This window comes from Lysinibacillus sp. C5.1, from assembly GCF_016350185.1.
Classification (GTDB): domain Bacteria; phylum Bacillota; class Bacilli; order Bacillales_A; family Planococcaceae; genus Lysinibacillus; species Lysinibacillus sphaericus.
The window spans coordinates 4,640,376-4,654,225 of the sequence record NZ_CP066226.1; the positions used below are offsets into that span (position 1 = coordinate 4,640,376).

Consider the following 13,850-nt stretch of genomic DNA (forward strand, 5'->3'; position numbering starts at 1 on the left):
CCTCTATTATATACTATTTTGTAAATATAAGGATTTAAACCGCCATTTTTTATAAATTATCTTATACTAAGGTACAGCGTGATGGGATAAAGCGGGGTTTTATTCTATTAAAAAGACAAGCTGAATATCTACTTAAGATACACAAGCTTGTCTTTATTACTCTGGCTTTTCTAACCGTGATTGAATGTTTTTCCAGTGATTCTTCACTTGCTTTTCCATGAGATTTACAGTTTTTGAATCCTCATCAAATATTCTCTGTGCTCTTTCTACATAACTAAGAAAATTCCCATGCCCTTTTTTATTTTTACCTAAGTGTGAGTAGTTCTTATACAACTCTCTCCTGTACGACTTACGACCGAATTCTTTTGATTTGCGATTAACTATCCTTATTTTACGGTATGTTCTCGTGTAATATTTAAAAAGGCTTTTTTCTCTAATTCGAACTTCTTCACCGTTAAAACTGAATCCCAAATAGTCTAATTCTGTCTTTTTAAATTCTAAATCAGTAATTTGATTGTTAGAATAAAAATAATTACCTGTCTTTTCAGGTTGGATTTCTAAATTGGGAATCTGCCTTCTTACATCTTCCACAAACTTTTGATGATTTTTATAGTTAAATTCTTTGATATCTCCTTCAACAGGAATAACTATAATTAGATCATCACAATATCTTCTGTATAATCCATTTTGTTCATTCGTATATTTTTGAATTTTTTCATCAAAATCTAACAGATAAATATTAGAGCAAACTGAACTAATACCTGCTCCTTGAGGAATTCCATAGCTTTTAGAGTTCTTATATATATTTTTATGCTTAAAGGCTCTAAACTCCTCTTCTGTGAAATATTTATAGCTATCCTTAATTTCACTTTCTGTATATTTGGTCTTCAATTCTGCTTCTATTGTATCTTTAATAAAATAACTAAATTTTGTTATATTCTTAAAGACGTTATAATAATCGTCAGGTAATGTAGCCTTTTTCAGAACATAACGGATTTTTTCTTTAAGATACCTGTGGTCTAAAGTGTCAAAGAAATTAGTGAAATCCGCAACAAAAATATATGCATTTTTTTGAACTTTTATAAAGTCAATAACTTCTTTAGCAAAATCAATATTACTTTTTCCAGATAAATTATTTCTATATGCAGTTGAAACTTCATTAATACTCATTTCATCGACAATAGAATTATAGTAATTATTTAACTTATCTCCATAGTATTTATATATGAAGCTATCAATGTGAGATGCATAAAATATTTTACGGATTTTTTCTTTTGGTCGTTTTTCTTTTCTACTATATTTTTGAAATTTAATTTCAAAATGCATAAACGGGTAGAATCCATGTTTAGCAACCCATTGAGGATTCTGAATTTTATCCTTAACTTTTTCAATTGATTTTTTACTATCGAGGTGCTTATACCCCTTTACACGATACTTTTTTTTATTCATTTTTGGCAGAGCTTACAAGGGTATATAATCGTAGCCTATTACTCTATTAAAGAATTCCTTGTAAGCATACTCTCCTTTCAAATTATAGACTATTGCTAACCTATAAAGAGGCTACTTAAATGCACTGATTGCGTATACTATAACTAGTATATTGAATTGGTTGACTATGACGATTGGAGGTATCCAAGTGCCAAGTTATTCAGAAGCAGTATCTATTGTTATTATTAGCTGGGTCAGCCTTGCGATAACAATTGAGATAAAGCTTGACAGAAATTCACCATTTTCCCCCATAACTACTTTTATAGGGCGTTAACTATGATAATTTTACCATTTTACTATTTGAATAGTCAAAAATATCTGTTTATCTATGTTTTGTCTATTATATACCCTTATATCAATAATTTTAGATAGAGTGATAGTTGTTAACATTAAACACCCTCTTAAAGACTAGGAGCTCCAGGGGAATAAGCTTTTGTGATTATGTTACACTTATTTATTCTCGTTATTAATCTCTCATCCCACCTCTGTTGGATCATAGTGAATAAACCATATACATTTTTAACATATGCCCTCTCATCTCAATCCAATCTTTTTGATATTGAACTCTCCTGTTCAAAATGCTTTACTACTTCATCTTTTTTACAATACCTCCTAATTATATCTCCTGTCTCCTCATAATTAGCGTATAGTAATTCAACCTTTTCATCCGCATGATTCGCATTTCACAAATCAAATCATAGGGTCAACTAACGAACAGAAGCCTCTTCTCCCTCTAGAACTTTCTATTAGAAGAATATTTGCTTTCTTATCAAGCAAAATAGCCATGATTATTTGCAATCGTTTTAATGCTTCTTTGTTGGTCCATCAAAATAAGTGCCTTTCTTTCGCTTTTGTCCCATTCCTTTTTAACAAACGTACTTATTCCTCATTTGGTAATCATATGTGACTTCTGTTTTAAAACGCCTTTTAGCATTTTCATTAATTCTTGCACTCCTTTCAAATTCCTGCATAGTAATACCTGCTAAAATTTATACAAGGAAATAATATATTCATATACAGATTCAAACAGATTATTATTTAGAAATATTTGTGAGCTAATTAGACTAATGAAACTATTTGGGAAGAATTCCAGTATAATAAAGGAGATATGTATTGCAGGAGGTTTTGACGATGGGCTATCAATCTGAAGCACAACTTGAAAAAAATTTATATACACAACTTGTTAATCAAGGCTATCAACCTGTAAAGATTGCAGATTATGATGCACTCCTTACAAACTTTAAGCAGCAGATTAATGAATTTAATAAGCATAAGCTAGGTGGTCAACCGTTAACTGATATCGAATTTAAACGGATTTTAACACTCATTGAAGGCAAAAGCATCTATGATTCAGCTAAAATTTTGCGTGATAAGTTATTAATCGAACGTGAAGATGGTTCACAGTTATATGTAGAACTTATGAATACGAAAGACTGGTGCAAAAACTTATTCCAAGTTACAACACAAACAACTGTAAAAGGTACATATACAAATCGTTATGATGTGACCATTCTTATCAATGGTTTGCCTCTCGTACAAATTGAATTGAAACGACGAGGGCTAGACTTTAAAGAAGCATTCAATCAGATTCAACGTTATCGTCGTCATACGTTTAATGGATTGTACAGATTCTTACAAATTTTTGTTGTAAGTAATGGTGTCGATACGAAGTACTTCTCAAACTCTGACTATGACATTCAATATGGTTTTACGTTCTTCTGGACGGATGAAAACAACGAACTCATTACGAACTTACAAAATTTCTCTAGTGCTTTTCTAAAGCCATGCCATCTAGCAAAAATGATTAGTCGTTATATGGTTATTAATGATACAGACAAAGCCTTAATGGTTATGCGTCCCTATCAAGTCTATGCAGTTGAAGCACTTGTTCAACGTGCAACGGAAACCAACAACAATGGATTTATTTGGCATACAACTGGTTCTGGTAAAACCTTAACATCTTTTAAAGCTGGGCAAATCTTAGCGGATGAGGAAAGCATTAAAAAGGTGTTCTTCCTTGTTGATCGTCGTGATTTAGACAGTCAAACGATCCAGGAATTTAATAAATTTGAAAAAGGTTCAGTCGACCGTACAGAAAAAACAGATGTACTAATTAGCCAAATTCTAGACCCTATGCGCAGTTTTATAGTTACAACAATCGATAAGATGAATAATGCAGTGAAAAATCCTAAATATACAAAAATCATGGAGCCATACAAACAAGAACGTGTTGTATTTATCATTGACGAATGCCACCGTAGTCAATTTGGTGATATGCGAAAAGAAATCGATCGACATTTCCAAAATGCACAGTACTTCGGATTTACAGGTACGCCACGCTTTATCGAGAACAAGAGCCAAGATGGACGTACAACAGCCGATTTATTCGAGAAGTGCCTACATCATTACCTCATTAAAGATGCAATTCGTGACGGGAACGTTTTAGGCTTTTCAGTAGAGTACATTCGTACATTTAACGCCCATATTGATGAAGCCGATAACACAAAAGTGCAGGCAATTGATACAGATGAAGTATGGCATGATGAACGACGTTTAAATCTAGTAGCTGATCATATTATTGATAATCATCAACGACGTGCTAAGAGTAAAGGTTATTGTGCCATGTTCGCAGTAGATTCCATTCCAACATTAATTAAGTATTACGATATTTTTAAATTAAAAAATCACGACTTAAAAATTGCTGGTATTTATTCATATGGACAAAATGAGGAAAGTGACGGAACAGGTGAACATTCTCGTGAAGCATTAGACCGTATGATTGCAGATTATAACAAAATGTATGATACAGACTTTTCAACTGAAACATGGGATCGCTATTTTTCTGATGTATCGAAAAAAGTAAAAAATGCACAAGTAGATATCCTACTTGTCGTAAAAATGTTCCTAACTGGATTTGATAGTAAGCCACTTAATACGTTGTATGTAGATAAAAATATGGTGTACCATGACCTACTTCAAGCATATAGCCGTACAAATCGTGTAGAGAAATCGACTAAGCCCTATGGTAATATCGTTTGTTATCGAAATTTAAAAGAGAAGACCGATGATGCAATTAAACTATTCTCTAGAACAGATAATGTTGATACCGTTTTAATGGGCAGCTACGCTGAATACTTAAAAGCATTTAAAGAAGCTGTGAAGAATTTACGTGAGATTGCAGTCATTCCAGAGGAAGTAGATGAACTCGAGCGCGAAGAAGAAAAGCGCCAATTTATTGTTGCATTTAAAAATGTGACTAAATTACTTCAGCGTCTACAGTCATTTTCTGATTTTGAATTTGATGAAACAGAACTAACGATTTCACAGCAAACGTATGAAGACTTTAAGAGTAAATACTTTAAGGTATATGAAGATTTTAAACGTAGCGAAGTACCAAAAGAATCAATTTTACATGACATAGATTTTGAGTTAGAGCTGATGCATACAGATAAAATAAATGTCAGCTACATTTTGAATTTGATTGCAAACCTGAACACAGAAGATGAAAAAGAACGTGACAAAGAGATTCGTTTCATCAAACAAGAATTAGATCACGCCTCTGATCCGAAGTTACGTTTGAAAATTGAACTAATTAAAGGTTTCTTAGATAAGGTAGCTCCAACATTAGCACCTAATGAATCAGTTATGGATGCTTACAATCGTTACGAGGAAGAAGTGAGTGAACAGGAACTCTCAACGTTTGCAAAAGAAGTAGACATTGAAGATAGTGTGTTACGTGAACAAGTATCAACGTATGAGTATTCCAATATAATTGAAAAAAATGCGATTATGGATTCTTTATCGGGGTCATTCTTGAAGAAAAACAAAACAATTAAAGCTATTACATCATTTATACGTGACTTTACTGAAAAGTATGGTTCCTAATACAACAGGATTAAAGAGCGCAATCACGCGCTCTTTTTTGTTATTTTAAAAAATATCATAAAAAATCAAATTAAATGTTGATATTTTTTAAAATATCATTTAAGATATAACTATCAGTGGTGATATATTTAAAAATATCAAGGAGGTGTACGATGAAAATTTATGAAATCGCCGAATTTACACAAGGTGCATTTGTAAACCGTTTAGAAACTTTATCAACTGATATTAAAACAACAAAACTTAAGCCTCTTTCATTAAAAGAGTTTAACGAAACACTTGGTTTAGCTTATCGAATTTCAAATGAAAAAGATGTAAAAATTACTGTACCGAAAGAAAAATTAGTCCCACAACTGTTAACTGATACAGATAGTCTTGTTTTACACACTCATACGCAAAAAATTGCGTTGTTACCTGAGAAATATAGTGGTTTATTGTTAACTAATAACTTTATTAAGATTCAATTATCCAGTGTTGTAGACAAAGCCTTTTTTGAGTGGTACTTTAATGAACACCCTGCCATTCAAAAACAATTAGCCTTTTTAAGTGAAGGGACAGTTAGTTCATTATTGAAACTGTCACATTTGAAGGATTTAGAAATTGAATTACCGCCTATCCAACAGCAAATTATAATTGGAAAAATTGCTCAGTTGAAAAAGAAAAAAGAATCATTAATGACCGAGAAAAATGAATTACAGCAACTATATATACAACAAATGCTAATTCAAAGTATGGAAATTAACTAATCAACTCTAGGAGGAATTAATAATGACGACAAGTGAAAAACAACGTCAGCAACAAGCTGAACTGCATAAAAAATTATGGGCAATGGCAAATGACTTACGAGGTCAAATGGATGCCAACGAATTTAAAGATTATATTCTAGGATTAATTTTCTATCGTTATCTTTCAGAAAAAGTAGAAGTACGCGCTAACGTGTTACTAAAAGAAGATAATATTTCATTTGCAGATGCATGGGAAAACGAAGAATATCGTGAAGACTTAGCAGAATATTTAATCGATGAATTGGGTTATATCGTAGAGCCACAATTTCTATTCTCTCACTTCCTTGAAGAAATCAAAAAAGGGACAAACGGTAACTTTGACGTAGAAATGCTTCAAAATGGTGTCAAAGCCATTGAATCTTCTACGTTAGGAACAGATAGCCAAGACGATTTCCAAAACCTGTTTGATGATATGGACTTAACTTCATCACGTTTAGGACGTACAGTAAAGGATCGTACGAGCTTAATTAGTAAAGTTATTGTCAACATTGCTGACATTCCATTTTTACAAGACGATGTCGAAATTGATATTTTAGGCGATGCATATGAATACATGATTTCTCAATTCGCAGCAAACGCTGGGAAGAAAGCTGGAGAATTCTATACGCCTCAACAAGTTTCAAAAATTTTAGCCAAAATCGTCACTGCTGGAAAGTCAGAAATTCGTGATGTATATGATGGTGCTTGTGGTTCAGGTTCATTACTATTACGTGTAGGGAAAGAAACGAAAGTACACAAATATTATGGGCAAGAAAAAGTATCAACAACATACAACTTAGCTCGCATGAACATGTTGCTACATGATGTCCCTTACCAACGTTTTGATATTCGTAATGCTGATACATTAGAAGAGCCACAGCATATCGACCAACGTTTTGAAGCAATTGTTGCCAATCCTCCGTACTCTGCTAAATGGAGCGCAGATGATAAGTTCATGGATGATGAGCGCTTTAGTGCCTATGCAAAACTAGCACCAAAATCAAAGGCAGACTTCGCCTTTATTCAACACTTTATTCATCAATTAGATAATAACGGGACAATGGCTGTCGTACTACCACATGGTGTTCTATTCCGTGGTGCAGCAGAAGCAACAACCCGTAAGTATCTAATCGAAGAAAAAAATTACTTAGATGCAGTAATCGGATTACCAGCAAATATTTTCTACGGTACAAGTATTCCAACATGTATCCTTGTATTCAAAAAATGTCGTAAAGATGATGATAAGGTGTTATTCATTGATGCATCGAATGAATTTGAAAAAGGTAAAAATCAAAACCTTTTATCTGATGAACACGTTGAAAAGATTATTGCGACTTTCTTAAGCCGTGAAACAATCGATAAGTATTCATACGCAGCAACATTAGAGGAAATCAAAGAGAACGACTACAACTTAAACATCCCTCGCTACGTAGATACATTTGAAGAAGAAGAACCGATTGACCTGCAAGCAGTCGAACAACGATTGAAAGAGATTGATGAAGAAATTGCGTCAGTAGATGTTGAATTAGAGAAATTCTTTAAAGAGTTAGGGGTATAAAAATGAATATACCTAAGTTGAGATTTAAAGAATTTAATGATGAATGGAAAACATATTCAATAGGTGATATTACAGAATCATTAAAAAGTGGTTTATCTAGATTATTACAACATCAAGATATAGGTATTCCTGTAATAAGAGCCAATAATATTGAAAATGGGAGCCTTAATTTTAATGATTTAAAATATTGGTACCTTGACGATCCTCAGGGCGCAAATACTTCTAATTATCTTGTGCATAAAAATGATATCTTGATTAATTTCATTAATAGTGAAGCCAAAATGGGAACTTCTGCAATTGTTGCAGAAGAGCCCTCCAGAGAAATGATTTATACTACGAACATTTTAAAAATGAATACAAACAAGCTTGCTGATAATTATTTTTTCTATTGTTATACAGATTCTAAAAAATATAAAGATTATATAAAATTAATTACTAAGCCTGCTGTTAACCAAGCAAGTTTTACAACCGTAGATTTTAAAAAACACAAAATTACATTACCTTCTGTTAAAGAACAAATTAAAATTAGTGGGTTATTCAAATCTATAAATCATAGAATCCAACTTCAACAAGAAAAAATTGACTTGCTGAAAGAACAAAAAAAAGGCTATATGCGAAAGATTTTTAGTCAGGAATTGCGCTTTAAGGATACAGATGGCCTAGAGTATCCAGAATGGTCTCAACAAAAACTTGGTAACTTTTCGGAACGTGTTACAAGAAAAAATTCTAATTTAGTAACTACTAGACCATTAACTATTTCGGCACAACATGGACTTATAGATCAAGTTGAATTTTTCAATAAAACCGTTGCTTCTGAAAATTTAACAGGTTACTACTTACTTAGTAAGGGTGAATTTGCATACAATAAAAGTTATTCCAATGGCTATCCACTTGGGGCTATTAAAAGACTAGACAATTATGAAAATGGTGCTTTATCTACGCTCTATATTTGTTTTACACCAAAGGATAATGTAAACAGTAATTTCTTAGTCCATTATTTTGACTCTACCCAATGGCATAAAGAAGTATCTCTAATTTGTGTAGAGGGAGCACGAAATCATGGTTTATTAAATGTAAGTGTTAATGAATTTTTTGAGACACAACACTATTTACCTTGCTTAGATGAGCAAAAAAAAATTGCTAACTTCTTTGACCAGATAAATAAAAAAATTAAACTTAACGAACAGACTCTGTTTAACTTACAACAGCAAAAAAAAGCCTTCATGCAGCAAATGTTTATCTAATAAAAACAGCACCCTCCATTCCATTCTTGGAGGGTGCTGTCTCTATTTTTCAAAAAAACCGCACTTATTTATGGTACGGTTCTCTGTGATATAGCTAAGTGCGTTTTTTAAAATTATTTAAAACCTATTTTATTCCTTTTTATATCTTCTAAACCATTTAACGACTTCTCTTTAATGCATGACATATTATATTCTTTATGCTTGTCCTTTAGAGTTTCAATGATTTCTTTTTTATACTCAATTTCAATAGTGTTTTTATACTCTTTAATCATTTCAGATTTGTTAACACAAGATTGTAAGAATAATAATATTTTAGTTTTATTAAAACAATACTTTAATGAATATTCATTTAAGCTTATTTTAGAAAGAAGCAATTCTCGATATCCATTATCGTATATACTTTTTTCTAGTTCATGTAAGTTTTTTAAAATCTCATCAAAGCTTAAATGATTACATAATCTCTTAATTAAATAACCAACAGCTTTATAATTTTCTATTTCATTAGCTTTTATTATTACAATGATTATATATTTAATAGTTTTATCACTTAAAACTATTTCTAATATTTCTTCATTAATAATTCCTGCATCTTCAATATTTCTTAAAAACTTAGATTCTTGCTTTGTATCTTGTTTTTCTTTTATTCCTTCAAGGGCATTCCCTAGATCCTCAAAGACTCCTGCAGTTACAAATGATAAAACAGCATTTACATTATCAGTCGAACCATTATTTTTTTTTGATTCCTTTTGAGCTTTAAAAAGTAATGATAAAACTACAGGCAAGTCTACATTATTATTTTTATTAACTATGTTAAATAGCATTCCAATTAATAAATCTTCCATATAGTTATTTTTATCTTTAATTTCTAGATTTGCTTTTTCACTAATAAATTTTGACTGATTAACTGTAGAATCAAGAAAGCCAACTTCATTATTAGACATTTTTTGAAGAATATCACTATTTTTTTGATTCCTATATAGATATTCAATTATTTTATTTAACTCTATATAGCAAGTTTTTAATAAAAAATCATAGTTTTGAACATAATTTTTTTGAATTTCTTTTAATTTTTCTTTTTTTATGTACTGTTCCTCAAAAAGAGGAATACTATTAAAAATGGTTTTTAATAAAATCTCATGATATTGCTTTAATGTAATATTATCAGCAGTTTCAATTATTAATTTATTTGAAAGCTCTAATGTCTTATCATATAATTTTTTATTTATATTAGATTTAACAGGAGAATGAAATAATCTTTCTTGAGTATTACTAATAATATCTCTCCATTTATAAAGATATTTTTCTGTTAAAACTTCATTCTTTAAAGTTAAAAGGTATAGTAAATTTTGGTTATAAATATTAAGTTTTTTCTCTAAACGTAACATTTCCGTTTCAGATAATGGCTCAATAGTATATTTAACAACTTCACTTTTATTTTTAATCTGAGTTTCTTTACTTCCACAGATTTTTGCAACTGCAATATAATTATCATTTAATATAGCGTCTATGTTAAATGAGTATATAAATCTTATTAAAGTAACTACAAATACAGCTGTTGCAATTAAAAAAGATATGATATTTAAAAAACTTAAGAACATTTGCCAGTTCCAATTTAAACTAGTTATTAACTTAATATAACTTTGAAATATAGGAGTTGGATAATACAACTTACTTGGTAAGGTAATCATAGAAAGAAATGAAAATATGACACCAATTCCCATAGTTAACGAGGTTATTGGTGAAGTAAATTGTATGGTAGACATACTATAAGTTTTGGTATAAATATAAACACTCATAGTAACTATTGAACCCAAATAAAATATTGATATTCTAGACACAATTGTTATATATGTATTGACATTTTCTGATGTAGCAGTAGATAAATACGCATTGATAATAAATAAGTAAATAAAAAATACAACTAAGGCTGTTGATGTATAACCAACAGCCTTTTTAATACGGTGATTTAAAATTTCGTTCTTTGTATATTTTGAGAACATTTATCTTTGTCCCCCAAAATAATTTAATATCTGTTCATGGGCAATAACATTCCCATTATTACCATAATATACATCATGCCATGGACCATCCGGAACATGACTCGCTTCCACTAATTCAAAAGCGCTTCTATGTTTTAAATTATTCCAAACATTTTGTATAACATTAATTTCATTAGATTGTAATCCAGTAAAATTACCTGTCTCTGTTTTTGGTATATCATTCTGACCATACATATTAAATCTAAAATATGCAGAAGGTATTACAGGACCATAACGCCATGCTTCAAAATTCTCATCAACAATTAAAGCATTACCTTGATTTGCAGCTGAAAAAATACCATGACAAAAATAAAGTAACTTTTGCATTTTTAAATTACTTAAAGAGTAATATTTACCTGATTCCATGTCATTGTCTCTTAAGTTAAGTAAAAAATTCGTTACTTGTTGAACAGTTGCCATAGTTTTCATTCCTCCATTAGATTTATTTACTTATATTATAATGTATATATCCAAATTTAGAAAGAGAAAAACAAACAAAAAAGAACATTAGTTCGAATATTTGTTCTAAAAACAGCACCTACTTATGATAAGGCTCTCCCTTAATAATGCGAAAGCTTCGGTAAATTTGCTCAATCAAGACTAGCTTCATTAGCTGATGTGGTAATGTCATCTTGCCAAATGATTGTTTTTCGTCGGCACGTTTGAGGACGTCGTCGTGTAGGCCGAGTGAACCGCCTATGACGAAGGCAATTTTACTTTTTCCATACGTCATCAAGGACTCGATATCGGCTGCCATTTCTTCAGATGTTTTCATTTTGCCGTTAATGGCAAGGGCGATCACGTATGTATCTGGGCTTAGTTTTGCAAGGATCCGTTCGCCTTCTTTTTTCTTCACAATTTCCATTTCTGCCTCGCTTAATTGCTCCGGTGCTTTTTCATCAGGCACTTCCGTTAACTCCATTTTGGCATAGCCACCAAGGCGTTTTACGTATTCGTCGATCCCCATTTTTAAGTACTTTTCTTTTAGTTTTCCGACTGATACAATTGTTATATTCACACGTTATCCACCTTTACATTTCATTTACAAACAAATTATCCACAAAAGTTATCAACATATCCACAAGTACTTTCTATATATTGTGTAAAGTTATTTACTTGATACAATATATTCTGCTGGCTGTTCGCAGTAACTACATTTTGTGGATAACTTTTTTTCCTTTTCTACTTTATCCATAATTGGGAATACTTTTTGCTCCGCAACAAACATGTCTAAAGCGTGATCTATATGCTTTTCGCAACTGAATTTTTCCATTTTTTCATGTCTCCTTATTTTCCGAAATTTCCACAAACTTATGCACAATTCGGTCTATGTTATCCACAACCTATTGTAACAAAGGAATAGCAAGTAGGAAAGAAAGGCTTTCTCTCGCTACTTGCTGTGTAAAGTAATTATGCACAAATTTCTAGTTATCCACATCTATATTTGTAAATTCTCTTAGTAAAATACATCTTGCGGATTAATTTTTTAAATTAAAAATCGGTAGTAGATTTTACATCTACCACCGATTAGCTTATTACAATGAATCGCTATTTGTTAATGTTAGTGTTAATTCCACTAACTTACCTTCGCGGTATACTTTCATTGTTAATGTATCACCAATTTTTTTGTCGTTGTACAAATGCTTACGTAAATCAATCGAAGTTTCGATTTTTTTACCGTCCATTTCAACAATTACATCATATTGTTTCACGCCTGCTTTTGAAGCTGGTGAGTTAGCGATAACATCTGTAATGACAACACCTGTTGTAATTTCTTTAGGTAATTTTAATGTTTGTTGTTGGTAGTACGCTGGTACGTCTGTTAAATCGACTAATGAAATCCCCATCGTTGGACGTTTCATTTCTCCATTTTTCTCTAATTCCTGAATAATTGGAATCGCTGAGTTGATTGGAATTGAGAAGCCCAGACCTTCCACTGACGATTCGGAAATTTTCATGGAGTTGATGCCGATTAATTCACCAGCTAAGTTCACTAGTGCACCACCACTATTACCAGGGTTAATAGCAGCATCTGTTTGTAACACTTCTTGTTGCCAATCCGCAACTTTGTCGCCATTTAAATCGACTGGTACTGAACGGTCTTTACCTGAAACAACACCTGTTGTTACAGAGCCATAAAATTCTAAACCTAGTGGATTCCCGATTGCAATCACTGTTTCACCTTGTTTTAGTACATCTGAGTTACCAAATGTCGCCACTGTTTTAACATCTTTTGCACTGATTGAAATAACAGCTAAGTCTGTCCAAACATCGCTACCGACTAATTGTGCCTCTTCTTTTGAGCCGTCTTGCATTGTTACTTCTAACTGTTTTGCGCCTTCAATAACGTGATTATTTGTGACGATAAAGGCTGTATCACCTTCTACTTTATAAATAACACCTGAGCCGCTTCCTGTTTCTTTATCTTGGGTTGTTTGCTTATTCCAAAAACCGCCACTTGCCACTTCTTGAATATTGGTAATACCTACAACAGCACCTGATGCTTTTTCTACAGCACCTGTAACATCAGTTGTTACTTCTGTTGCAACCTGATTGATGGTTGGCTCATTTTTACCAGAACTACTTGTTGTTGTCCCCGGCATCTGATTGACAAGCCCAGGAAGCATTAGCCACACGAGTAATGCACCGATAATAACCCCTATTAGACCACTAAAGAAATAGCCACCTTTTCCTCCGCCGCCGTCTTTCTTTTTAGAACGCTTCGCTTGCATTTCTTTTTCCTCACGTTCCAATCTCTCCTGTAGAGGGGATTTTTGGATTTCATCATTATTTAGAAAATCACTGTTTTTGTCATCATCATTTAAATAACTCATGTTCCTCATCCTTTCGTACAACTTCTATCTATTAATTCTTG

Annotated in this window: 10 protein-coding genes; 4 read left to right on the top strand and 6 right to left on the bottom strand. The window is 31.9% G+C overall.

What is annotated here, in order from left to right:
• Positions 1–156: 156 nt before the first annotated feature.
• A complete protein-coding gene (locus I5435_RS22885) occupies positions 157–1,449 on the bottom strand; it encodes a reverse transcriptase/maturase family protein (RefSeq protein WP_337983035.1) in 1,293 nt (430 codons plus the stop codon).
• A 1,152-nt stretch (positions 1,450–2,601) separates the two neighbouring features.
• On the opposite strand from I5435_RS22885, the gene I5435_RS22890 reads away from it, so the two are divergent.
• The 4 genes from I5435_RS22890 (at position 2,602) to I5435_RS22905 (ending at position 8,936) form a co-directional block, all read left to right on the top strand.
• Complete coding sequence (locus I5435_RS22890) at positions 2,602–5,373, top strand: type I restriction endonuclease subunit R (protein ID WP_337983036.1); 2,772 nt, start codon at positions 2,602–2,604, stop codon at positions 5,371–5,373.
• A 152-nt stretch (positions 5,374–5,525) separates the two neighbouring features.
• Positions 5,526–6,116 carry a restriction endonuclease subunit S domain-containing protein gene (locus tag I5435_RS22895; RefSeq protein WP_337983037.1) on the top strand — a complete coding sequence of 197 codons (591 nt, stop codon included), beginning with the start codon at positions 5,526–5,528 and terminating at the stop codon, positions 6,114–6,116.
• Between the two features lie 22 nt (positions 6,117–6,138).
• Positions 6,139–7,692, top strand: a complete 1,554-nt coding sequence (locus I5435_RS22900; RefSeq protein ID WP_337983038.1) for a type I restriction-modification system subunit M — start codon at positions 6,139–6,141, stop codon at positions 7,690–7,692.
• 2 nt (positions 7,693–7,694) lie between these two features.
• Positions 7,695–8,936, top strand: coding sequence for a restriction endonuclease subunit S (locus I5435_RS22905; protein WP_337983039.1), 1,242 nt, complete (start codon positions 7,695–7,697; stop codon positions 8,934–8,936).
• 113 nt (positions 8,937–9,049) lie between these two features.
• Here the strand turns inward: I5435_RS22905 and I5435_RS22910 are convergent, their stop codons facing one another.
• From I5435_RS22910 to I5435_RS22930, 5 genes are all read right to left on the bottom strand, one after another.
• On the bottom strand, positions 9,050–10,936 hold the full coding sequence (locus I5435_RS22910; protein WP_337983040.1) for an SUR7/PalI family protein: 1,887 nt from the start codon (positions 10,934–10,936) through the stop codon (positions 9,050–9,052).
• Positions 10,937–11,395, bottom strand: a complete 459-nt coding sequence (locus I5435_RS22915; protein WP_337983041.1) for a Panacea domain-containing protein — start codon at positions 11,393–11,395, stop codon at positions 10,937–10,939. It abuts the gene before it with no gap.
• 118 nt (positions 11,396–11,513) lie between these two features.
• Positions 11,514–11,993, bottom strand: coding sequence for a 23S rRNA (pseudouridine(1915)-N(3))-methyltransferase RlmH (gene rlmH, locus I5435_RS22920; protein WP_024364328.1), 480 nt, complete (start codon positions 11,991–11,993; stop codon positions 11,514–11,516).
• Between the two features lie 90 nt (positions 11,994–12,083).
• On the bottom strand, positions 12,084–12,248 hold the full coding sequence (locus I5435_RS22925) for a CxxH/CxxC protein (RefSeq protein ID WP_036205521.1): 165 nt from the start codon (positions 12,246–12,248) through the stop codon (positions 12,084–12,086).
• A 262-nt stretch (positions 12,249–12,510) separates the two neighbouring features.
• Positions 12,511–13,809, bottom strand: coding sequence for a S1C family serine protease (locus I5435_RS22930; RefSeq protein ID WP_337983042.1), 1,299 nt, complete (start codon positions 13,807–13,809; stop codon positions 12,511–12,513).
• Positions 13,810–13,850 lie beyond the last annotated feature (41 nt).

Excerpts from the sequence above, each read along its gene's own strand:
- I5435_RS22915 (WP_337983041.1), bottom strand. The coding sequence starts at position 11,395 with ATGGCAACTGTTCAACAAGTAACGAATTTTTTACTTAACTTAAGAGAC.
- I5435_RS22895 (WP_337983037.1), top strand. The coding sequence starts at position 5,526 with ATGAAAATTTATGAAATCGCCGAATTTACACAAGGTGCATTTGTAAAC.
- I5435_RS22900 (WP_337983038.1), top strand. The coding sequence starts at position 6,139 with ATGACGACAAGTGAAAAACAACGTCAGCAACAAGCTGAACTGCATAAA.
- I5435_RS22925 (WP_036205521.1), bottom strand. The coding sequence starts at position 12,248 with ATGGAAAAATTCAGTTGCGAAAAGCATATAGATCACGCTTTAGACATG.
- I5435_RS22930 (WP_337983042.1), bottom strand. The coding sequence starts at position 13,809 with ATGAGTTATTTAAATGATGATGACAAAAACAGTGATTTTCTAAATAAT.
- I5435_RS22885 (WP_337983035.1), bottom strand. The coding sequence starts at position 1,449 with ATGAATAAAAAAAAGTATCGTGTAAAGGGGTATAAGCACCTCGATAGT.
- I5435_RS22905 (WP_337983039.1), top strand. The coding sequence starts at position 7,695 with ATGAATATACCTAAGTTGAGATTTAAAGAATTTAATGATGAATGGAAA.
- I5435_RS22910 (WP_337983040.1), bottom strand. The coding sequence starts at position 10,936 with ATGTTCTCAAAATATACAAAGAACGAAATTTTAAATCACCGTATTAAA.